We start from the raw sequence: 21,321 nt of genomic DNA on the forward strand, positions 1-21,321 counted from the left end.
ACACGTATCCAGGTCAAGGAGACCCTACTGTGATTCAGCAAGAATCGCGTCTCAAGGTCGCCGATAACACGGGTGCACGTGAAATCATGTGCCTCCGCGTCCTCGGCGGTTCTGTCCGACGCTTCGCTGGCATCGGTGACACCATCGTGGCCAGCGTCAAGGAAGCCACCCCGGGCGGCAACGTCAAGTCCGGTGAGATCGTCAAGGCCGTCATCGTCCGTGCGAAGAAGGAGACCCGTCGTCCGGACGGCTCCTACATTTCCTTCGACGAGAACGCCGCCGTCATCCTCAAGGCTGACACCGAGCCGCGCGGCACCCGCATCTTCGGCCCCGTTGCCCGCGAGCTGCGCGACAAGAAGTTCATGAAGATTGTTTCTCTCGCACCGGAGGTGATCTAGCACCATGAAGATCCATAAGGGCGACATGGTCGTCGTCATCTCGGGCCCGGACAAGGGCGCACAGGGCAAGGTCATCGAGGCCTACCCGGCACGCGACAAGGTCCTGGTCGAGGGCGTCAACCGCATCAAAAAGCACACCGCCGACTCGGCAGGTGAGCGTGGTGCCTCCTCCGGTGGCATCGTGACCCAGGAAGCCCCGATCCACGTGTCCAACGTGGCGGTTCTGGATTCCGACGGAAACCCGACCCGTATCGGTTACCGTTTCGACGAGAACGGCAAGAAGGTCCGTATCTCCAAGCGCAACGGGAAGGACATCTAAGCATGAGCGAGAAGTACACCCCGCGTCTGAAGAACCGCTACCGCGAAGAAATCCGCGAGAAGCTCAACACCGAGTTCAGCTACGACAACGTCATGCAGATCCCGGGCGTCGAGAAGATCGTCGTCAACATGGGCGTCGGCGAAGCCGCACGTGACTCCAAGGCCATCAACGGCGCACTCGAGGACCTGTCTCTGATCACGGGCCAGAAGCCGCAGCTGCGTCGCGCCAAGCAGTCCATCGCGAACTTCAAGCTGCGCGAAGGCATGCCGATCGGCGCGAAGGTCACCCTCCGCGGCGACCGCATGTGGGAGTTCCTGGACCGTCTGCTGACCGTGGCCCTGCCGCGAATCCGCGACTTCCGCGGCCTGTCGGACCAGCAGTTCGACGGCCACGGCAACTACACCTTCGGCCTCACCGAACAGACCATGTTCTACGAGATCGATGTGGACAAGGTTGACCGTCCGCGCGGCATGGACATCACCGTCGTGACGTCCGCCACCAACAACGATGAAGGTCGCGCCCTGCTCAAGGAGCTGGGCTTCCCCTTCAAGAAGTAGGGCGACCCGGTAGCCCGGGCCCTTGCTCCGCGATGATCCCCTCGTTTCCGCCGACAGGCGGGGCGAGGGGATTTCGTCCTTTCGGGGAGCATCGGCGGCGGCGTGGAAAGGGTCGTGCGCCGAGCCGGCCAGAAAGGGGTCGATCTTTCGGATAAATTGATGTGCGGTTTGCAAAATACGCATGAAAAGCTGAAAACTCGGTGTTCTTTGAAGTATGGAAAGCCATCCGTGTGTGGTGGAATAGTGTCATCAACAATTTTTGAGTAGGACAGGAAAAGGCATGGCTCTCAACGACATAGCCCATGGCGCGGTGAACAAGAAGATCACCAGCATGGACACCGATTTCGCGCGTTTTGCGGTCAGGGGGATCCTGGCGGGCGTGTATCTGACGCTGGGCACCGCTTTCGCGGCGGTCGCCGGACAGACTGCGGAGTCGATGGCTCCGGGCCACGGGCTGGGGGCGTTGGTCTTCGCGTCTCTGTTCGGTCTGGGTCTGTTCAGTATCGTCATCCTGAACGCGGAGCTGGCGACCGGCAACATGATGTTCGCCAGCTACGGCGCCACGACCAAGCAGATTGGCTGGGGCAAGGGCGTCTGGTTCGTGTTTGTCAGCACGGTGCTCAACCTTCTCGGCGCGATCGCCATCGCTGCGATCCTGGGCTACTCCGCGAAGTTCAACGGCTTCGACACCACCCACCTGATCTCCACGCTGAGCGAAGGCAAGCTGAACAAGGGGCCGTGGCAGGCTTTCGTCGAAGGCATCGCCGCGAACTTCGTGGTCAACATGGCCATCGTCGGTGCGCTCTACGCCAAGGACTTCGTGTCCAAGTTCTTCGTCATCGTCCCGATCATCGCGATCTTCGTCGGCCTGGGACTCGAGCACATCATCGCCAACTTCTCGCTGATGACCGTCAACTTCTTCGCCGCGGGCTTCGATCCGGCGCTGCTGCCGGACAACTTCACCCTCGGCGCGGTCTCTCTGAACTGGCTGATGGTCTGGTTGGGCAACTTCGTCGGCGGCGGCCTGCTCATGGGCGGCGTCTACGCCTGGCTGAACAAGGGCAACGACGTGTACCGCGACTAACACCCGCACTTTTCTGCACGTGCAGAAAAATCACGCCCCGGGACATCATGTCTGATGCCCGGGGCATTTTCGTGTCGTGGGGTTTGTCGCGTTATTCCTGCGCAAGGAGCCACGGGGAGGCGGCCGTGATGATCGCCTGCGTGCCGACGTCCAGCGTCGGCTGCAGGTCGGGGGCGAAAGCCGGGTTGTGGTTGCCGGGGGCGTTGGCCTGATCGGCGAAACCGCCGACGCCCCAGTACACGTACGGCACGCCGAGCGCATCCGGGATGACGGAGAAGTCCTCGGAGGCCGGCACCGGCGCCAGGTCCGTGGAGGCGTCGCCGAAGAACTCGTCGAAGGCCCCGCGGACCCGCTTCGTCGCGGCCTCGTCGTTGTTCGTCAACGGGTAGACGTCGTAGTACTCGAATTCCGGCTCGCGGGGGCTGCGGGCGCCGTCGCATTCCGAGCGCACGATGCGCTCGATGGCGGCGTGCACGTGCTCGTGCACGTCCTCGTCGTAGGCGCGGGTGTTGATGAGCAGCTCCGCGGAATCCGGGATGATGTTGGACTTCATGCCCGCTTGCAGGGAGCCGACGGTGACCACGGCGGTGGCTCCGGCCGGAATTTCCCGGGCGACGATCGTCTGCAGCCGCATCACGATGGAGGAGGCCAACACCACCGGGTCTACGCCCAGCTCCGGCATCGAACCGTGCGACCCCTTGCCGTGGACGGTGACTTTGAGGGAGGCGCCGGACGAGAGCACCGGGCCGGCGGTGGCACCGACGTGCCCTCCCGGCAGCGACGACAGCACGTGCTGGCCGAGATAGACGTCCGGCGTCGGCATCGCCTCGGCGAGCCCGTGGTCGAGCATGTCCTGGGCGCCCGCCGCGATTTCCTCGGCGGGCTGGAAGACGCCCACGAAGATCCCGGACCAGTGCTCGCGGCGCCGGTGCAACGCGATCAGCGCGCCGACCAGGCAGGCGGCGTGAAAGTCGTGTCCGCACGCGTGTGAGACCGGAACCTCCACGCCGGTGTGCTCATCGACCTGGGTGGCCGTGGAAGCGTATTCCTTGCCGGATTCCTCTTTGACGGGCAGCGCGTCGATGTCGCCGCGCATCGCCACGGTGGGGCCCTCCCCGTTGACCAGAGTGGCGACCAGCCCGGTGGCCCCGATCCGGGCGACCTCAATACCTTCCGCGGTGAGGGCGTCCTGCAGCGCGGTCGCGGTGGCGTGCTCTTGGAGGGAGAGCTCCGGGTTCTGGTGGAGGTGCACATAAAGCTGCTCGCGCTCGGTGCGGGTGGCGTCGAGCTCGGTGAAAATCTGCTCGAGCGGGGCGTCGGACATGATCGGGTACCTCTGCTTCTCCGGGGCTTCCGGTGTCGTGGGGCTAGCTTCGGGAGGCCGCCTCGCTACTTTGCTCGGCGGCAGCCTTCTCCGCCAGCTCCCCAGAGTAGAGGTTGAAACGGTTCTCCCGGGTGAAGCCGGTCAGGCTCATGCCCGTTTCCCGGGCCAGGTCCACGGCCAGGGAAGAGGCGGCGGAGACAGCCACCAGGGCAGGGATGCCGGCCATGACGGCTTTCTGCACCAGCTCGAAGGAAGCGCGGGAGCTCATGACGAGGATGACGTCCTCCGCCGGCAGCATGTCGTTCATCAGCAGGTGGCCGATGACCTTGTCGGCGGCGTTGTGGCGGCCGACGTCTTCACGCACGACGATGGGCTCGCCGTCGAGGGTGAAGGCGCCCGCGGCGTGGATGCCGCCGGTGCGCCGGAACTGCTTCTGCTGCGCCCGCAGCTTCTCCGGCAGGGAGACGATCACGCGGGGGTCGAGCCGTACCGGCGTGAGGGGGTGGCGGCGTTTGTCCATGATCGAATCGATGGAGGTCGAACCGCAGACCCCGCAGGCGGACGTCGTCGTGGTCAGCCGGATGGAGTCCAGGCTCAGCGGCAGGACGTCGCGGGACAGTTCGGCCTCGATGAGGTTGTAGGTGTTTTCGCCGTTCGGGCCGGTCGCACCGCCGCAGTAGCGGGCGTTGTCGATCTGGCCGGCCTCGACGATGTGGCCCTCCGCGTGCAGGAAGCCGTGCACCAGTTCCAGGTCATTGCCCGGGGTGCGCATCGTGGTGGTGATGGTCGTGCCGTTGACGCGCAGCTCCAACGGTTCCTCCACGCTGACCATGTCGCCGCGGGTGTCCACGGTGTAGTCGCCCTCGACGCCGTCGTCGAAGGTGACCTTGGTGACCGGGTAGCTCTGGGAGATTCGGCTCATTTAAGAATTCTGCTCCTCGTTGGTTCGGTGCGCGCCGCCCTGGTAGCGGGTGAGCAGCGCCTCCACCGCGTCGATCTTTTCTCGGGTCGCGGTCGCCGCTTCTTCCGTGCTTTCCTCGCCACTTAATTTCTTGCCGGCCGCGACGCCGACGAGAAAGGCGGTGAGCGGGGCGGCCGGGCGGGAGGGGCCGTGCGCGACGTGCTTGGTCAGGTCGAGCAATTCCCGGGTCAGGGAGCGGATGAACTGGGGGTCGGCGTCGAATTCCGCGGACACCGCTTCCAGCCAGGCGTGGGCTGAGGTGATCTCAGCGTCGGTGTTCTTTTTGTCGCTCATCGCTAGCCCTTTCGCGGGGAAACTCGTCCGAGGTGGTCGCCACCCATCCTAATCTCGTCGTACTTTTCCTCTCAACGCTGTGGCCACGGCGTTTATTCCCCGCATCCAACCCCCACCCGACGCTGGCGGGGCGGGGGAGGGGTCGCTGGGAGGATGAATGTTGATCGTGCCAAAAATTTTGTTTCAGCAGGTCTCGGCGTGTAAGGTTGGCCGCTGGACTATCATCGTCCACGTATTTTTCCATCCAACTTTGTTGTAGGCCCCCCGCCACTTGAGCGGACCGGGATATGCAGAGGCGGCGAGCGCCGCAGGTCATTGGGCCTGCGACCGCGTGCAGTAGCCCCTTAGTGCCCGGAGATCGTTTTCGGTGGGCCAGGGAACCGCAATAAGAAAGGTAACGGTCACCTCACAATGACCATGACAGATCCGATCGCCGACATGCTGTCGCGTATTCGCAATGCGAACCACGCGCACCACGATGTCGTCGCGATGCCCTCCTCCAAGCTCAAGGCGAACATCGCCGAGATCCTGAAGCAGGAAGGCTACATCGCCGACTACAAGGTCGAGGACGCACGAGTCGGCAAGACTCTCTCCCTCGAGCTCAAGTACGGCCCGTCCCGTCAGACCTCCATCGCAGGTCTGACCCGCGTGTCCAAGCCGGGCCTGCGCGTCTACGCCAAGTCCACCGAGCTTCCCCAGGTCCTCGGTGGCCTGGGCGTCGCCATCATTTCCACGTCCCAGGGTCTGCTGACTGACCGCACGGCCAACGAGAAGGGTGTAGGCGGAGAAGTCCTCGCCTACGTCTGGTAAAGGGGGAAGTGAACAATGTCTCGTATCGGTAATGCACCGATCGCTCTCCCGAAGGGCGTCGAAACCAAGATCAACGGCCAGAACATCGAGGTCAAGGGGCCTAAGGGCACCCTGAACATCGATCTTCCGGAGCCGATCACCGCTTCCGTCGCGGAAGACGAGCTCGTCGTCGCCCGCCCGGACGACCACCGCAAGAACCGCTCGCTGCACGGTCTGTCCCGCTCGCTCGTCAACAACATGGTTGTCGGCGTGACCGAGGGATACACCATCAATATGGAGATCTTCGGCGTCGGCTACCGCGTTCAGCTCAAGGGCAAGAACCTCGAGTTCGCCTTGGGCTACTCCCACCCGATCCTGATCGAGGCTCCGGAATTCGTCACCTTCGCGGTCGACGGCAACACGAAGTTCTCCATCACGGGTATTGACAAGCAGCAGGTCGGGCAGATCGCCGCTAACATCCGTCGTCTGCGCAAGGATGATCCTTACAAGGGTAAGGGCATTCGCTACGAGGGTGAGCAGATCCGCCGCAAGGTCGGAAAGACGGGTAAGTAAGCAATGAGCAATACCGCAGAAAACAACAAGCGTCAGCCGATCGGCAAGGACATCGCTACGCGTCGCCGCGAAGCACGTCAGCGCCGTCACTTCCGCATCCGCAAGACCCTGCGTGGCACCCCGGAGACCCCGCGTCTCGTCGTCCACCGCAGCTCCCGCCACATGACCGCCCAGATCATCGACGATCTGGCCGGCCACACCCTGGCCTCTGCCTCCACCATGGAGGCGGACGTGCGCTCCGTCGAGGGCGACAAGAAGGCCAAGGGCGCCAAGGTGGGCGAGCTCATCGCACAGCGTGCCAAGGCCGCCGGCGTCGAGCAGGTCCTCTTCGACCGCGCAGGCTACAAGTACCACGGCCGCGTCGCCTCCCTGGCTGACGCCGCTCGTGAAGGTGGTCTGAAGTTCTAATGGCTAACAACAACGTGAACATCAACGGAAGGATTGCGTAATGCCGGGACGTGAACGGCGTGACGGCGGACGATCCGCCGACGATCAGAACAAGAACAAGAACGACAACCGCGGCGGTGGCCGTGGCCGCGGCCGCGACAACCGTCGTCAGGACAACGAGCGCGACAAGTACATCGAGCGCGTCGTGTCCATCAACCGCGTGGCCAAGACCGTCAAGGGCGGCCGCAACATGTCCTTCACCGCACTCGTCGTCGTCGGCGACGGTGAAGGCATGGTCGGCGTCGGCTACGGCAAGGCCCGCGAGGTCCCTGCCGCCATCCAGAAGGGCGCAGAAGAGGCTCGCAAGAACTTCTTCCGCGTGCCGATGATCAACGGCACCATCCCGCACCCGGTGCAGGGTGAGGCCGCCGCAGGCATCGTCATGATGCGTCCGGCTGCCCCGGGTACCGGCGTCATCGCCGGCGGCGCAGTCCGCCCGGTGCTGGAGTGCGCGGGCATGCAGGACATCCTGTCCAAGTCCCTGGGCTCCGACAACGCCATCAACGTCATCCACGCCACCGTGGACGGCCTGAAGCAGCTGGTTCGCCCGGAGGAGGTCGCGGCTCGTCGCGGCAAGTCCGTCGAAGAGGTCGCGCCGGCTCACATGCTGCGCGCCCGCGCAGGTCAGGAGGCGTAACCCATGGCACTGAAGATCACACTCGATAAGGGTTTCATCGGCGAAAAGCCGCAGACCCGTGCAAACCTTCGGGCCCTCGGCCTGAAGAAGATCCGCCAGTCCGTGATCAAGCAGGATAACGCGGCCACCCGTGGCCAGATCCACGTTGTCCGCCACCTGATCACGGTCGAAGAAGTGGCAGGGGAGTAGGAAACATGAGCGAGATCATCAAGCTCCACGATCTGCGCCCGTCCAAGGGCGCCAACAAGCCGAAGCACCGCGTCGGCCGTGGTGAAGCCGGCAAGGGCGGCAAGACCGCCGGCCGCGGCACCAAGGGCACCAAGGCGCGCAACAAGGTGGCGGCTACCTTCGAGGGCGGCCAGATGCCGCTGCAGATGCGTCTGCCGAAGCTGCGTGGCTTCAAGAACCCGAACAAGGTCATCTACCAGGTCGTCAACGTCTCTGACCTGGAGAAGGCTTTCCCGAACGGTGGAGACGTGGCTGTCGCCGACATCGTCTCCGCTGGCCTGGTCCGCGCCAACCAGCCGGTCAAGGTCTTGGGCAACGGTGAGCTCAGCGCGAAGCTGAACGTCACCGCCACCAAGTTCTCCAAGTCCGCGGTCGAGAAGATCGAGGCAGCCGGAGGCTCCGTCACCCGGGCATAATGTCCTGAGGCGATGAGCAGTCCAGCTCTGAAGCGCCCCCGCACCGTCATGGTGCGGGGGCGCTTCGTCTTGCGGCCGCCTTTGGCCACGGCGACTGCACTGGTGGCCCCCGGCGCTGCTAAGATGATCGAGTCAGTCGTGTCAATTCCCTTTCTCCCCGACCTGTCGTTATGGAGGGGGAGCAAGGCCAGGAGGCTTCGTGTCCGCCATTATTCAGGCATTTAAGGACGTCGACCTGCGGAAAAAGATACTGATCACCATCGCGTTGATCATTCTCTACCGCGTCGGCGCCCAAATCCCGACCCCGGGTGTGGACTACGCCGCAATCGCAGGTCGATTGGAGACGCTCACCGAGGAGGGCGCCGGCGTATTCTCGGTGATCAACTTGTTCTCGGGCGGGGCGCTGTTGCAGTTGTCCATCTTCGCGATCGGCATCATGCCGTACATCACCGCCTCGATCATCGTGCAATTGCTCACGGTGGTCATTCCACGCTTCGAGGAGCTGAAGAAGGAGGGGCAGTCGGGTCAGACGAAGATGACCCAGTACACCCGCTATCTCACTTTGGCGCTGGCGCTGCTGCAGTCCTCGGGCATCGTGGCGCTGGCCGCGAACGAGCAGCTGCTGGGGCAGGGCATTCGGGTGTTGATCCCGGACCACGACATCGGCACCCTGATCATGATGGTGTCCATCATGACCGCGGGCGCCATCTTCATCATGTGGCTCGGTGAGATCATCACGGAGAAGGGCGTGGGCAACGGCATGTCGCTGCTCATCTTCGCCGGCATCGCGACGCGTATCCCCACCGACGGCGCCAGCATCCTGCAGCAGTCCGGCGGGCTGATCTTCGCCATCGTCGTGGCCTCCGCGATCGTCCTGGTCGTCGGCGTGGTCTTCGTCGAGCAGGGCCAGCGTCGCATCCCGGTGCAGTACGCCAAGCGCATGGTCGGCCGTCGTCAATACGGCGGGTCCTCGACCTACCTGCCGTTGAAGGTCAACCAGGCGGGCGTGATCCCCGTGATCTTCGCGTCCTCGCTGATGTACGTGCCGGTGTTGCTCACCGAGATCGTCAACGCCGGTAACCCGACCCCGGCGGACAACTGGTGGCAGCGCAACGTGGTCTCCAACCTGATGGACCCGTCGTCGTGGCAGTACATCGTCTTCTACTTCGCGCTGATCATCTTCTTCGCCTATTTCTACGTCTCGGTCCAGTACGACCCGGTCGACCAGGCGGAGAACATGAAGAAGTACGGTGGATTCATCCCGGGCATCCGTCCGGGACGTCCCACCGCCCAGTACCTGGCGTACGTGATGAACCGCCTGCTGTTCGTCGGCGCGATCTACCTCGGCGTCATCGCGGTTCTCCCGAACATCGCGCTGGACATGGGCGTCGGGGGCGACATGATGGCGTTGTCGTCGTTCGGCGGAACCGCGATCCTGATCATGGTTTCGGTCGCCTTGACCACGGTCAAGCAGATCGAATCCCAACTCCTGCAAAGCAACTACGAAGGACTGCTCAAATGATGCGACTGGTACTCCTCGGCCCGCCCGGCGCCGGCAAGGGCACTCAGGCCCTGCTCCTGGCGGAGAAGCTGAACGTCCCCCACATTTCCACCGGCGACCTGTTCCGCGCCAACATCGGCGAAGGCACTCCGCTCGGCGTGGAAGCCAAGCAGTACATCGACGCCGGCGAGCTCGTCCCCACCGACGTCACCGCCCGCATGGTCAAGTCCCGCCTCGAGGAGGAGGACGCCGGTTCCGGTTTCCTCCTGGACGGTTTCCCGCGCACCGTCGAGCAGGCCCAGATCCTGGCTGAGCTGCTCGAGGAGAAGGGATTGACGCTGGACGGCGTCCTGAACTTCGAGATTTCCACCGACGTCGTCGTCGAGCGCATGCTAGCCCGCGGCCGCGAGGACGACAACGAAGAGGTCATCCGCAACCGCCTCAAGGTCTACAACGACGAGACCAAGCCGCTCATCGACCACTACGGCGACGCCATCGTCAGCGTCGACGCCGAGGGTGGCGTCGAGGAGATCAACGGCCGCGTCATGGCCGCGCTGGGTAAGTAACCCGCACGCTCCGCCGCACCCCCACGACGGGCCCCACCTTCCGGTGGCGGCCCGTCGTCCGCGTTACCGGGCATGATCGGCCCGGGCCGGGCATACTGCCGGTATGAGTCCCACGTCCTTCATGCACACCGAAATCATCCAGCGGGCCACCTTGCAATTCGTGCGGCAGGCGGCCGTCGCCACCGACCGGCTACTGACTGACCTGGAGCTAGACCCGGCAACGGCCTGGGAAAGGGAGAACTTCCTGGCCGTGGGCCGCCACTGCTTCAGCGCCAAGGACGACCCGGTCACCGAGTTCGGGTGGTACTACGGCGAGGGGCTGGTCCGCCACCAGGTGGGGGACTGGGGCTGCACGCTGGTCGGGCCGCACGGCGATCCGTTCCGCCCGGTGCTTCTTTTCGGGATCACCGACTGGGAGTCGGGCGGTCTGTCCGTGGTCAACCGGCCCCCCAGGGAAAGGACACGGAGGCACACCTGGTCAAGCAGTGGGAATTCTTCGAGTCGCAGCGGATTCGCCCGTGGGAACGCGGTGCCGGTGTTGTCGGCCCGGGGGCGTAGGATCTGAGGCTATGGCATTTCGTAAGCGCACCAAGAAGATCCCGGCGAAAACCCCCGGCGAGCTCGACGCGATGCAGGCCGCCGGCGAGATCGTCGCCCGGACGCTGCAGGAGATCAAGGCTCAGGCCACCGCGGGCATGAGCACGCTCGACCTCGACGTCATCGCGGAGGAGGTCATCCGCGACGCCGGCGCCACGCCCGCCTTCCTCGGCTACCACGGCTTCCCCGGGTCCATCTGCGCTTCCGTCAACGACGTCATCGTGCACGGCATCCCGGACGCGCAGACGGTGCTGGAGGACGGCGACCTGGTTTCCATCGACTGCGGCGCGATCCTCGACGGCTGGGTGGGCGACTCTGCCTGGTCTTTCGGCGTCGATGAGATCTCCGAGGACGTGGACAAGTTCAACCGGGCCACCGAATTCGTGTTGTTGGAAGGGCTCAAGGCGATGGTTCCGGGCGCCCGGCTGACGGACGTCTCGCATGCGCTGGAGACGGCCACGCGTGCCGCGGAGCAGAAATTCGACGTGACGCTGGGCATCGTCGACGGCTACGGCGGACACGGCATCGGCCGCGCCATGCACGAGGACCCCTACCTGGCGAACGAAGGGCGGGCGGGCCGGGGCCCGATCATCCAGGAGGGCAGCGTGCTGGCCATCGAACCGATGCTCACCCTCGGCGGGGAGGTCGACTCGGCGGTGCTTGACGACGACTGGACCGTGGTCACCCTGGACGGCTCCTATTCCTCCCACTGGGAGCACACCGTCGCCGCCACGGCGCAGGGCCCCCGGATCCTCACCCCCAGAAAGTAAAATCCACAGAAACTTTCCGCCGGAACCATAGGCAAACGGCAGGCGTGTCCTATACTTCGACCTATGGTTTCCCGCTCCCGCCGGATCGCCGGTGTCCTCGCTTCCCTCGCCACCGCGGCCACGATGCTGATCGCGCCGGCGTCCGCTTCCGCCCAGCTGTCCTCGCAGCTGGGGCTCCCCGACGTCACTGAGCAGGGTGAGCAGCTGTCCTCGCAGTTGGGCGTCAGCCAGCAGGACGTCCGTGATCAGGCGTGGGCCGCCCGCGTCGCCGTCCACGAGACGGCCGGAATGTTGCCCGGCCCGGCGGCGGGGCAGGTCCGCGGCATCGTCGATGACGTGGTCCACATGGCGTTCCCCGGCCTGGTCGCCGAGCGCACGCAGGCCGCCCGTCCGACGCCTGCCCTCGCCCGGGCCTCGGACCCGGCCCCGGTCTTCGACCGCGGCTCCTGCCCGCGGTCGGCGGACGTCTGCGTCGACCTGGACGGCCAGCGCACCTGGTTGCAGGAAAACGGTGAGGTCAGTTACGGGCCGGTGCCGTCTTCTTCCGGCGGCATCGGGCAGGAGACCCCGCGCGGCTCCTTCCCGGTCAACCGGAAAGTGCGCCACGAGGTCTCCTGGGAGTTCAACAACGCGCCCATGCCCTACGCCATTTACTTCACGTACAACGGCCACGCTTTCCACCAGGGCAACGTGGCCACCACCTCGGCGGGCTGCGTACGCCTGAACCAGCAGGACGCGGCGCATCTCTTCGCCAACGTTCACATCGGGGACACGGTCCACATCTACTAGTGCCCGAGAGCACCGCCCCGTCGTCACGTCGAGAACCCGGTATGATACCGGGTTCTTTGCGCTATTGCAGGGCTGAGGGTAGGGTAGGGGATTGGTGTATGCGCAGAGCATGCATCAACACAAGCTGTGGAAGTGATTGACGCTCGGAGACCCTCGAGAAAGCTCGGGGCCGACAGCGTCGGGAATGCGGAGGATATGGCTAAGGAAGGCGCAATCGAGGTCGAGGGTCGCATCGTCGAACCCCTGCCCAATGCAATGTTCCGTGTCGAGCTCGACAATGGACACAAGGTTCTCGCTCACATCAGTGGCAAGATGCGCCAGCACTACATCCGTATCCTTCCGGAGGATCGGGTCGTCGTGGAGCTGTCTCCCTACGACCTGACCCGCGGCCGCATCGTCTACCGCTACAAGTAAACAATTCGCCTCCTCCCCCTCCAGCGCGCAGGAACCGTCCTCTGACGGCTCCTGCGGCTCATGCACCTCCGGCCACGGTGGCTGGAGCCCTGTGTTTACACGACCCATCGTCCGGTTCGGTCCGGGCACAGCGTCGGTTGACGGGGACGGGTGAGGAGAAAACCACCGTAACAACCCGAAAGGTACCTGCCACATGGCACGTCTAGCCGGTGTTGATCTCCCGCGCAATAAGCGCATGGAGATCGCACTCACGTACATTTACGGCATCGGTCCGGCACGCTCCGCGGAGCTGCTCGAAAAGACCGGCATTTCTGCCGACCTGCGCACCGACGATCTTACCGACGACCAGGTTGCCGCGCTGCGCGACGCCATCGAGTCGAGCTGGAAGGTCGAGGGCGACCTCCGTCGCGAGGTCGCCGCCGACATTCGCCGCAAGGTTGAGATTGGCTCCTACCAGGGTCTGCGCCACCGCCGTGGCCTGCCCGTCCGTGGCCAGCGCACCAAGACCAACGCCCGCACGCGTAAGGGTCCGAAGAAGACAATCGCAGGAAAGAAGAAGTAAGAGATGCCTCCGAAGAGTCGTTCCGGCGCGCGCCGTCGCGTCGTCAAGAAGAATGTGGCCCAAGGCCACGCGTACATCAAGTCCACCTTCAACAACACCATCGTGTCCATCACGGACCCGTCCGGTGCCGTGATCTCCTGGGCCTCCTCCGGCCACGTCGGGTTCAAGGGCTCCCGTAAGTCCACCCCGTTCGCCGCGCAGATGGCCGCTGAAAACGCCGCCCGCAAGGCCATGGACCACGGCATGAAGAAGGTCGACGTCCACGTCAAGGGTCCGGGCTCCGGCCGTGAGACCGCCATCCGCTCCCTCCAGGCCGCCGGCCTCGAGGTGTCCTCGATCTCGGACGTGACGCCCCAGCCGCACAACGGCTGCCGTCCGCCGAAGCGTCGTCGCGTCTAACAGGGATAAGGAAAGGTAAAGCACTATGGCTCGTTACACCGGCCCCGCAACCCGTAAGTCCCGTCGTCTCCGCGTCGATCTCGTCGGCGGCGACCAGTCCTTCGAGCGTCGCCCGTACCCTCCGGGGCAGGCTGGCCGCGCTCGCATCAAGGAGTCCGAGTACCTCCTCCAGCTGCAGGAGAAGCAGAAGGCCCGCTTCTCCTACGGCATCATGGAGAAGCAGTTCCGTCTGTACTACCAGGAGGCCAACCGCCTCTCCGGTAAGACCGGCGACAACCTGCTGATCCTGCTGGAATCCCGCCTGGACAACGTCGTCTACCGCGCCGGCCTGGCCAAGACCCGCCGTCAGGCGCGTCAGCTGGTCTCCCACGGCCACTTCACCGTCAACGGCAAGAAGACGAACGTCCCGTCGCACCGCGTTTCCCAGTACGACATCATCGACGTCCGTGACCGGTCGAAGAAGATGAACTGGTTCGAGGAAGCTCAGGGCGACCTGCTCGACGCAGTCGTTCCGGCTTGGCTCCAGGTCGTGCCGTCCACCCTGCGCATCCTCGTGCACCAGCTGCCCGAGCGCGCTCAGATCGACGTTCCGCTGCAGGAGCAGCTCATCGTCGAGTTCTACTCGAAGTAAAACCACTTCTGCCGGCACTTCCCGGCAGGAATCGTCAACTCATTCATGCAGTTCCTACTCGGCATCAAATAGCGGTTGCCGTCAAAGGAGAAAACCATGCTCATTTCCCAGCGTCCCACGCTCACCGAGGAATACATCGACTCGTCCCGTTCGCGCTTCATCATGGAGCCGCTCGAGCCGGGCTTCGGCTACACCCTCGGCAACTCCCTGCGCCGTACCCTGCTGTCGTCCATTCCGGGCGCAGCCGTCACCAGCGTGAAGATCGAGGGTGTGCTCCACGAGTTCACCACGATCTCCGGCGTGAAGGAAGACGTCTCCGAGATCATCCTGAACGTCAAGGACCTCGTGCTGTCCTCCGACTCCGATGAGCCGGTCGTCATGTACGTGAGCAAGGAAGGCCCGGGCCAGGTCACCGCCGGCGACATTCAGCCGCCGGCCGGCGTCGAGATCCACAACCCGGATCACGTCATCGCCAGCCTCAATGAGCAGGCCAAGCTGGACATGGAGCTGGTCGTCGAGCGCGGCCGCGGCTACGTCCCGGCCGCACCGTCGAACGTCGCCGGCGACATCGGCCGCATCCCGGTCGACCAGATCTACTCCCCGGTTCTGAAGGTCAGCTACAAGGTCGAGGCCACCCGTGTCGAACAGCGCACGGACTTCGACAAGCTGATCGTCGACGTGGAGACGAAGAACTCGATGACCGCCCGCGACGCCGTGGCGTCGGCGGGCAAGACCCTCGTGGAACTGTTCGGCCTCGCACGCGAGCTGAACACCGCCGCCGAGGGCATCGAGATCGGCCCGTCCCCGCAGGAATCCGAGTACATCGCCGCATACAGCATGCCGGTCGAGGATCTGAACCTGTCGGTGCGCTCCTACAACTGCCTGAAGCGTCAGGAAATCCACACCGTCGGTGAGCTCGCCGAGTGCAGCGAATCCGACCTGCTGGACATCCGCAACTTCGGCCAGAAGTCCATCAACGAGGTCAAGATCAAGCTCGCCCAGAACGGTCTGACCCTGAAGGACGCGCCGGAGGATTTCGATCCCTCGCAGCTCGAAGGCTACGACGCTGAGACCGGTGAGTTCATTGACCCGGACGCAGACGATTCCGAGTAAAGCACCAAGCAGCTAACTCACATCAGCACACGAGGAGAACACAATGCCTACCCCGAAGAAGGGTGCCCGTCTCGGAGGCTCACCGCAGCACCAGAAGAGCATTCTGTCCAACATGACTGCGCAGCTTCTGGAGCACGGCGCGATCAAGACCACCGACGCTAAGGCCAAGGTCCTGCGTCCGTACGTGGAGAAGCTGATCACCAAGGCCAAGTCCGGCACCGTCGCCGACCGCCGCCTGGTGATGAAGCACCTGCCGCAGAAGGACGTCGTCAACTACCTGTTCGACGAGCTCGCACCGAAGTTCGAGAACCGCGCAGGCGGCTACACCCGCATCATCAAGCTGGAGAACCGCCCGGGCGACAACGCCCCGGTGTCCCAGATCTCGCTGGTGCTGGAGGAGACCGTCTCCACCGAGGCCGCCCGCGCCACCCGCGCAGCAGCCTCCAAGCAGGCTGAGGCCGACGCCGAGATCGACACCGACGCCGAGGCCCCGGCCGAGGAGAACGTCTCCAAGAAGGACAACGAGCCTGCTGAAGACGCCTCCGAGGTCGCGACCGAGTCCGACGAGCCCGCCGCCGAAGCCGGCGCGCCGGCCGACGACTCCGCCGAGACCGTCGAAGCAGAGGAGAAGGCCGCCGAGGCCGAGCAGGACGCCCAGGACAAGTAAGTCCGCGGCTTCCCGCCTCCTTCTCACGCCCTGCCCCGGGTCACCCCGGGGCAGGGCGTGTCCCTTTTCCAGAGGTAGCGTGGACCCCATGTCACGTCAGCGCCTCGCCGGGATCACGCTCATCGCCTCCAGCGCGGTGGTGTTCCTCGGCCAGTTCATCGCTCTGCTGTTGTGGGATTCGTGGTTCTACTCACTGCAGTTCAACCTCGTCAGCGATCTCGGGCACACGGTGTGCGCCCCCGTCGCGGACGGCTTCGGCCCGCGCTTCGTCTGCAGCCCGGGGCATCTCTGGTTCAACTTGGGGCTGCTCGTCGGCGGCGTACTGTTGCTCACAGGCGGTCTGGCGCTGCGTCGGCTCGCGGGCTACGCCCTGTCCGTGGCGGGCGTCGCCCTGACGGTCGTAGGGATGCTCCCTCCCGATCGGCAACCGGGGCCGCACGACGCGGCCGCGGTGGTTTACGTCGTCGCGGTGTGGGCGGCGGTGAGCGCGGCGGCGGTCACCCTCCGGCACACGCGACCGACGCTGGCGGCGGCGTCCGCCGTGGTGCTGCTCGTGTCCGTGGGCGGCGCCGCCTTGCTGTTGTTTAACCCCGAGGGCGCCCCCGGGTTGTACGGGCGCATCGCCGTCGACGTGCTCGCCGTGTGGGTCGTCTTCCTCGGCGCGGGCCAGTTGCGACCTGACCGGACGAAGCCCCGCCGCGCCCGCCGGGCGGATCCGGACCGGGCGGAGCGCGACGCCGCGGTACGCCGGGCCGCTGAGCGGCTCGGCTGAGCCCGTCGGTAACCTGAAGCAATCATGAACGACGCCGAGATTCTTCGCCTGCGCCTGGACCTCGCCTACGACGGCACCGACTTCCACGGCTGGGCCGCGCAAAAAGACCCGCAGCTGCGCACCGTGCAGGGTTTGCTCGAGGACGGGCTGAGCAAAATTCTGCGCACCGAGGCCCGCCTGACGGTCGCCGGCCGCACCGACGCCGGGGTCCACGCCGCCGCGCAGGTCGCGCACCTGGACGTGCCGCGGGAGAGCCTGAACCAGCGCTCCATCGACGGCGACCCGTCGCGCCTGGTGCGCCGGCTGGCGCGGTTTCTGCCCGCGGACGTGCGGGTCAGCGCGGTCACCGAAGTCACGGATGACTTCGACGCCCGCTTCTCCGCGCTGCGGCGCCATTACGTCTACCGGTTGTCCACGGACCCGGCCGGAGCGCTGCCGACCCGGGTCCGCGACACCGCGGTGTGGCCCAAGCCGGTGGATCTCGGACTGATGCAGGAGGCCGCGACCGCGTTGGTCGGCCTGCACGACTTCGCGGCGTTTTGCAAGGCCCGCCCTCACGCCACGACGATCCGGGAATTACAGGAGTTCTCTTGGCGGGACGCGTCCACGCCACAGGAGCCGAACCTGTACGAGGCGCACGTCGTGGCCGACGCCTTCTGCTGGTCGATGGTCCGTTCCCTGGTCGGAGCCTGCCTCGTGGTGGGGGAGGGGCGGCGGGACGTGGGCCTCATCGACGTGTTGCTGGCGCAGGAACACCGCTCGTCGATCATCCCGGTCGCGCCCGCCCGCGGGCTGAGCTTGACGGGGGTCGATTATCCCGGGGCAGACGAGTTGGCGGCCCGGGCGGCGGTGACCCGGGATCGGCGCGGGAACCGCTAGACTAACGACGTTCAATCGGCAGATCACTTACCACGGGGAGTTAAAGACGCATGGATGTCGCCGCAGCGGTCTGGACGGCCATCGCGTTGGCGACGGTTCCGGGCGCGGTGTTGGGCTGGGTCTCCGGCCTCAAAGGCCCCTGGGCGGTCGCGGCGGCGCTGCCGCTGACCTTCAGCGTCTATGGACTGGCGGGCTGGGCGCTCGGAGAGACGCCGGTGCCCTTCACGTTTTCCTCGATGCTCGTCGTCTGGTTGGTGACGGTGATCATCGCGGCCATCTGGCGCATCGGCGCATGGACGCTCGGGCGCGGGCGTCGACAAGCCGTCCCCGTCGACGGATCCACGGGCCCGCCGCCCGCCCGCCCCGCCCGCACCTGGCGGGCGTGGAGCACCGGCACCTTCCTGGACCCGGTGTGGATTCTGCCCGCCGCAGGCGTGGCCACCGGCGCCTGGTTGCTGATCTCCCGCAGCCTGGACTGGCTGAAAACGGGGCCCCACGGCGTCGACAGCGTCTTCCAGGGCTGGGACGTGCAGTGGCACGCCAACATGGTGCGCTGGATCGCCGACGAAGGCGTCGCGTCCCCGACCCGGATGGGCGAGCTTCGGAACCTGGAGACCGGGGACCCGCTGTACTACCCGGCGGCCTTCCACTCCGCCGCGGGGCTGCTCGTGGAGCTCGCCGGCGTCAGCCCGACTGAGGCGGTCAACCTCACCACCATCGTGGTGCCGTCTCTCGGCCTGCCGCTTTCCGTGGCGCTGATCGCGTGGAAGATGCTCGGCAACCGCGGCCTGACCGCCCAGATCGCCGCGGGCGTCGCCGCGATCCTGGTGGTGGGTTCGCCGGTGCTGTACTGGATCGGCCAGTACGTCGGCGCCTGGCCCTACCTCGCGGCGGTGTCCGTCTCCGGCATCGTTCTGGCGCTGTTCATGCTGGTGCCGTACCGGCCCCTGGCCGCCCCCGCCGCGGCGCTGTCCTTGGCGGGGCTGACGCAGCTGCACCCCTCCGCCGCGACGATCGTGGTGCTGGGGCTCGGCCTGTGGTGGCTGCTACGACTGCTGATCCGCCCGGCCCGCCCGGCGGCCACCCGCCGCGGCGCCGTCACCACCCGACTTCGGGACCTGGGCCTGCTGGCCGGCGCCGGTTTGGCGGGCACGCTGCTGCTGCTGCCGCAACTGCTGTCCGGCACGGAACAGGCGGAAGAGGTCACCGCCTGGGACGCCACCGAAGACGTCACCCGCACTGAATCGTGGGTCAAGGCCGTCACCATGGACACCCGCCACGTCGGCGACTTCTTCTCCGACGTCGACCCCACCCTGCTGCTGTGGGTCGCCGGCTTCGGCGCGGCGGCCCTGATTCTGTGGCGCCGCAACCTGTGGGCGCCGGCCTTCTACCTGCTGAGCGTGTGGCTGACGGCCCACGCCCTGCGGCCTTTCGACGTCCCCGGCGCCGGCGTCCTCGATCTGATCGGCGGACTGCACTACGCGACGGCCCACCGTCTGGTCATGCCGGTCGCCCTGTTCACCGTCGCGGCCGCCGGCGTGGGCGTCGCCGCGGCGATCCGCCTGCTGACCTTCGCCCCGATGGAACGCTTCGCCACGGCGCACGCGGGGCGGTGGCGGGTCGGATCCGCGTTCGCCTCGGTGATTCTGGCGATCCCCGCCGGGTGGGGCGCGGCCGTCTACGTCGCCGACACCTCCGGCCGCGGCGCAGAGGCGGCCTTCATGGCCTCCTTCGATTCCACGCGCATGGTCAGCGCCGCCGACCGCCGAGCCTGGGATTGGCTCGCCGAACAACCCGGCGCCTACGACGGCCTGATCGCCGGTGAAGCCGCGGAAGGCATGGGGTGGATGTACGCCTACAACTCCCTGCCCTCCCTCTACCGTCACTATGAGTGGCCGCGGGTCACCCGCGACTCCGACACCGCGAGCACCTACTGGCACGGCCCCCTGCTGGGCGAGGGCGTCCGCTACCGCGAAGACGCGGCCAACCCCATCGACCAGGCGGTGGAAGACCTCGGCGTGAACTACTACTACGTGTCGCCGTGGCCGTTCTGGGCGTTCCAGAAACCCCGCTGGGAACTCATGCACGGGCTCTGGGCCAGCGACGGGATCACGCCGGTGTACAAGGACGGGCTGGTGGCGATCTTCGCGGTCGACGACGCCTTCACCGAGGAGGAGCTCGCGGAGCTCACCGCGCCGGGACAGTCCCCGGACCCGCTGCCCGCCACGGCGGACGAGCTCGCTGCGGTTGCCGGACCACCGCCCCCTGCTTAAGCTGAACGTCGATCACCGCGCGCCCACTCGGGGAGGCTGGGGCGCGCGGACCGTTGCGACGCATCCGGGGGGATTGCTGTGCGGGAGAAGAACACGTCACCGACGCTGTTGCCGACCACGAAAGCGCAGGTCTCAGGGCACCGTTTTCTGCGCCGCCGCGTCGAACACGGCCTGGTCTTCGGGGACATCCGGATGATCCACGACCCGCTGGGCACCCGTTCGCGCGCGCTGCTGTTCGGATTCATCGCCACGGTCCTCGTCGGCCTGGGCGCGGGACTCATGGCCTGGGCGAGCCCGAACCCGGATCCGGGGGAGGCGGCGATCGTCGCCGACGACGCCGGCGGCCTCTACGTGCGCGTCGACGATCGACTCCACCCCGTGGCCAATCTGGCGTCCGCGCGACTGATCGCGGGCGAACCCGCTGACCCGGCCTCGATCGGGGCCGAATACCTGGCCGCCAGCCCGCACGGCAGCCCCGTGGGGGTGCCCGACGCCCCCAGCCTGATCGCAGACCAGGCGCCACGGCGGTGGTCCGCCTGCTGGGTCGCGGAGACCGGTGAGGTGGTCGTGCGCGCCGGGGCGGGCGCCACGCAGCTGGGGGAAGACGCCGTGTTCGTGCCGACGGCGGACCGCGACTGGGTGCTCACCGCCGACGGGCGTCGGGAGTTGCCTGCCGCGGACAGCCCGGAGGGCAGGGTGCTGCGCCGCGGCCTGGGCGTCGACGCGGCGACGCCGGCCGTCGACGTGCCCGGGGAGGTGCTCAGCGCGGTGGCCGAACAGCCGGCCTGGCGCCTGCCCGACCCGTTGCCCCACCTGCTGCATACCGGTTCAGAGGCGGGGTCCTGGGCGTTGATCGACTCGGCGGTCGCTCCGCTGACCGACGTCCAGGCCGGGATCCTCGCCGACGCGGGCGCCCCGGAAACTGAGATCGACCGCGCTGAGCTCGCCGACTACCCCACCCATGAAGGGGAGGCGACGTCGTTGCCGCGCGTGGCGCCCGGGTGGGTGGACCCGGCGGAGCGGGCGGTGTGCGCGGATGAGTCCGGTGCGGCGGTGACCGCCCCTGCGGAACCGGGCGGGGTGGAGCTGGCCGGAGACGCGGTGGCGGATCGTTTCGACGGGCCGCCCGGCGGCGCCTTCGCGGTGGACACCGGGCACGGGCTGCAGGTGATCTCCGGGGTGGGGCGACGCCACGAGGTGCCGGAGCCGGAGGCGCTCACGTCCTTGGGGACGCCGGAGCCGGCGGACGCCCCGTGGGAGGTCGTGCGGCTGTTGCCGGAAGGATCCGCGCTGAGCAGGGAGGCGGCGGCGCAGGCGACGTATTGAGGTGGCGCCGGAACGCCGTGATTCCCGGGGACAGG

General features: G+C 66.4%; 28 protein-coding genes. 25 read left to right on the forward strand and 3 right to left on the reverse strand.

Going from position 1 to position 21,321, the window contains the following annotated elements:
- Positions 1 to 29 precede the first annotated feature (29 nt).
- The 4 genes from rplN (at position 30) to B841_RS02635 (ending at position 2,358) form a co-directional block, all read left to right on the forward strand.
- On the forward strand, positions 30 to 398 hold the full coding sequence (gene rplN, locus B841_RS02620) for a 50S ribosomal protein L14 (protein ID WP_020933932.1): 369 nt from the start codon (positions 30 to 32) through the stop codon (positions 396 to 398).
- A 4-nt stretch (positions 399 to 402) separates the two neighbouring features.
- Positions 403 to 717, forward strand: coding sequence for a 50S ribosomal protein L24 (gene rplX / locus B841_RS02625; RefSeq protein WP_020933933.1), 315 nt, complete (start codon positions 403 to 405; stop codon positions 715 to 717).
- A gap of 2 nt (positions 718 to 719) precedes the next feature.
- Positions 720 to 1,274: a 50S ribosomal protein L5 gene (gene rplE, locus B841_RS02630; protein ID WP_020933934.1), complete on the forward strand. Its 555-nt coding sequence runs from the start codon at positions 720 to 722 to the stop codon at positions 1,272 to 1,274.
- Between the two features lie 280 nt (positions 1,275 to 1,554).
- Positions 1,555 to 2,358, forward strand: coding sequence for a formate/nitrite transporter family protein (locus B841_RS02635; protein ID WP_020933935.1), 804 nt, complete (start codon positions 1,555 to 1,557; stop codon positions 2,356 to 2,358).
- Between the two features lie 91 nt (positions 2,359 to 2,449).
- On the opposite strand, the gene B841_RS02640 is transcribed toward B841_RS02635, so the two are convergent.
- The 3 genes from B841_RS02640 to B841_RS02650 are packed head-to-tail and all read right to left on the reverse strand — an operon-like array spanning position 2,450 to position 4,937.
- Positions 2,450 to 3,682 carry an amidohydrolase gene (locus tag B841_RS02640; RefSeq protein ID WP_020933936.1) on the reverse strand — a complete coding sequence of 411 codons (1,233 nt, stop codon included), beginning with the start codon at positions 3,680 to 3,682 and terminating at the stop codon, positions 2,450 to 2,452.
- A 43-nt stretch (positions 3,683 to 3,725) separates the two neighbouring features.
- Positions 3,726 to 4,604, reverse strand: a complete 879-nt coding sequence (gene fdhD / locus B841_RS02645) for a formate dehydrogenase accessory sulfurtransferase FdhD (protein ID WP_020933937.1) — start codon at positions 4,602 to 4,604, stop codon at positions 3,726 to 3,728.
- Complete coding sequence (locus B841_RS02650; RefSeq protein WP_020933938.1) at positions 4,605 to 4,937, reverse strand: DUF6457 domain-containing protein; 333 nt, start codon at positions 4,935 to 4,937, stop codon at positions 4,605 to 4,607.
- A 411-nt stretch (positions 4,938 to 5,348) separates the two neighbouring features.
- Between B841_RS02650 and rpsH the strand changes: the two genes are divergently transcribed.
- The 21 genes from rpsH (at position 5,349) to eccB (ending at position 21,286) form a co-directional block, all read left to right on the forward strand.
- On the forward strand, positions 5,349 to 5,747 hold the full coding sequence (gene rpsH, locus B841_RS02655; RefSeq protein WP_020933939.1) for a 30S ribosomal protein S8: 399 nt from the start codon (positions 5,349 to 5,351) through the stop codon (positions 5,745 to 5,747).
- A gap of 15 nt (positions 5,748 to 5,762) precedes the next feature.
- Positions 5,763 to 6,299 carry a 50S ribosomal protein L6 gene (rplF, locus tag B841_RS02660; protein ID WP_020933940.1) on the forward strand — a complete coding sequence of 179 codons (537 nt, stop codon included), beginning with the start codon at positions 5,763 to 5,765 and terminating at the stop codon, positions 6,297 to 6,299.
- A gap of 3 nt (positions 6,300 to 6,302) precedes the next feature.
- Positions 6,303 to 6,707: a 50S ribosomal protein L18 gene (gene rplR / locus B841_RS02665; protein ID WP_020933941.1), complete on the forward strand. Its 405-nt coding sequence runs from the start codon at positions 6,303 to 6,305 to the stop codon at positions 6,705 to 6,707.
- A gap of 40 nt (positions 6,708 to 6,747) precedes the next feature.
- Positions 6,748 to 7,383: a 30S ribosomal protein S5 gene (gene rpsE / locus B841_RS02670; RefSeq protein WP_020933942.1), complete on the forward strand. Its 636-nt coding sequence runs from the start codon at positions 6,748 to 6,750 to the stop codon at positions 7,381 to 7,383.
- 3 nt (positions 7,384 to 7,386) lie between these two features.
- Positions 7,387 to 7,572: a 50S ribosomal protein L30 gene (gene rpmD, locus B841_RS02675; RefSeq protein WP_020933943.1), complete on the forward strand. Its 186-nt coding sequence runs from the start codon at positions 7,387 to 7,389 to the stop codon at positions 7,570 to 7,572.
- A 5-nt stretch (positions 7,573 to 7,577) separates the two neighbouring features.
- Entirely contained in the window at positions 7,578 to 8,027 is a 450-nt protein-coding gene (gene rplO, locus B841_RS02680; protein WP_020933944.1) for a 50S ribosomal protein L15, read from the forward strand.
- A 199-nt stretch (positions 8,028 to 8,226) separates the two neighbouring features.
- Positions 8,227 to 9,549 (forward strand): preprotein translocase subunit SecY, encoded by a 1,323-nt coding sequence (gene secY / locus B841_RS02685; protein WP_020933945.1) that lies wholly within the window; start codon positions 8,227 to 8,229, stop codon positions 9,547 to 9,549.
- Positions 9,549 to 10,094: an adenylate kinase gene (locus B841_RS02690; RefSeq protein ID WP_020933946.1), complete on the forward strand. Its 546-nt coding sequence runs from the start codon at positions 9,549 to 9,551 to the stop codon at positions 10,092 to 10,094. Before secY ends, B841_RS02690 begins: the two co-directional genes overlap by 1 nt.
- A gap of 103 nt (positions 10,095 to 10,197) precedes the next feature.
- Positions 10,198 to 10,659, forward strand: a complete 462-nt coding sequence (locus B841_RS02695; RefSeq protein ID WP_041631709.1) for a hypothetical protein — start codon at positions 10,198 to 10,200, stop codon at positions 10,657 to 10,659.
- 4 nt (positions 10,660 to 10,663) lie between these two features.
- Positions 10,664 to 11,461 carry a type I methionyl aminopeptidase gene (map, locus tag B841_RS02700; RefSeq protein WP_020933948.1) on the forward strand — a complete coding sequence of 266 codons (798 nt, stop codon included), beginning with the start codon at positions 10,664 to 10,666 and terminating at the stop codon, positions 11,459 to 11,461.
- 63 nt (positions 11,462 to 11,524) lie between these two features.
- Positions 11,525 to 12,250, forward strand: coding sequence for a L,D-transpeptidase (locus B841_RS02705; protein ID WP_020933949.1), 726 nt, complete (start codon positions 11,525 to 11,527; stop codon positions 12,248 to 12,250).
- Positions 12,251 to 12,445: 195 nt separating this feature from the next.
- Positions 12,446 to 12,664 carry a translation initiation factor IF-1 gene (gene infA, locus B841_RS02710; protein ID WP_003854422.1) on the forward strand — a complete coding sequence of 73 codons (219 nt, stop codon included), beginning with the start codon at positions 12,446 to 12,448 and terminating at the stop codon, positions 12,662 to 12,664.
- A 193-nt stretch (positions 12,665 to 12,857) separates the two neighbouring features.
- Positions 12,858 to 13,226, forward strand: coding sequence for a 30S ribosomal protein S13 (gene rpsM / locus B841_RS02715; protein ID WP_020933950.1), 369 nt, complete (start codon positions 12,858 to 12,860; stop codon positions 13,224 to 13,226).
- Positions 13,227 to 13,229: 3 nt separating this feature from the next.
- Complete coding sequence (gene rpsK / locus B841_RS02720; RefSeq protein WP_020933951.1) at positions 13,230 to 13,625, forward strand: 30S ribosomal protein S11; 396 nt, start codon at positions 13,230 to 13,232, stop codon at positions 13,623 to 13,625.
- 25 nt (positions 13,626 to 13,650) lie between these two features.
- The gene (gene rpsD / locus B841_RS02725; protein WP_020933952.1) at positions 13,651 to 14,256 is read left to right on the forward strand and encodes a 30S ribosomal protein S4; all 606 of its coding nucleotides are present in this window, start codon (positions 13,651 to 13,653) and stop codon (positions 14,254 to 14,256) included.
- Positions 14,257 to 14,352: 96 nt separating this feature from the next.
- On the forward strand, positions 14,353 to 15,369 hold the full coding sequence (locus B841_RS02730; RefSeq protein ID WP_020933953.1) for a DNA-directed RNA polymerase subunit alpha: 1,017 nt from the start codon (positions 14,353 to 14,355) through the stop codon (positions 15,367 to 15,369).
- Between the two features lie 43 nt (positions 15,370 to 15,412).
- Complete coding sequence (rplQ, locus tag B841_RS02735) at positions 15,413 to 16,036, forward strand: 50S ribosomal protein L17 (protein WP_020933954.1); 624 nt, start codon at positions 15,413 to 15,415, stop codon at positions 16,034 to 16,036.
- An 88-nt stretch (positions 16,037 to 16,124) separates the two neighbouring features.
- Positions 16,125 to 16,808: a DUF998 domain-containing protein gene (locus tag B841_RS02740; protein ID WP_020933955.1), complete on the forward strand. Its 684-nt coding sequence runs from the start codon at positions 16,125 to 16,127 to the stop codon at positions 16,806 to 16,808.
- 24 nt (positions 16,809 to 16,832) lie between these two features.
- A complete protein-coding gene (gene truA, locus B841_RS02745) occupies positions 16,833 to 17,687 on the forward strand; it encodes a tRNA pseudouridine(38-40) synthase TruA (RefSeq protein ID WP_020933956.1) in 855 nt (284 codons plus the stop codon).
- A gap of 50 nt (positions 17,688 to 17,737) precedes the next feature.
- The gene (locus tag B841_RS02750) at positions 17,738 to 19,960 is read left to right on the forward strand and encodes a DUF6541 family protein (RefSeq protein WP_020933957.1); all 2,223 of its coding nucleotides are present in this window, start codon (positions 17,738 to 17,740) and stop codon (positions 19,958 to 19,960) included.
- 78 nt (positions 19,961 to 20,038) lie between these two features.
- The gene (eccB, locus tag B841_RS02755; RefSeq protein ID WP_020933958.1) at positions 20,039 to 21,286 is read left to right on the forward strand and encodes a type VII secretion protein EccB; all 1,248 of its coding nucleotides are present in this window, start codon (positions 20,039 to 20,041) and stop codon (positions 21,284 to 21,286) included.
- Positions 21,287 to 21,321 lie beyond the last annotated feature (35 nt).

It is taken from the genome of Corynebacterium maris DSM 45190, from assembly GCF_000442645.1.
Lineage (GTDB): Bacteria > Actinomycetota > Actinomycetes > Mycobacteriales > Mycobacteriaceae > Corynebacterium > Corynebacterium maris.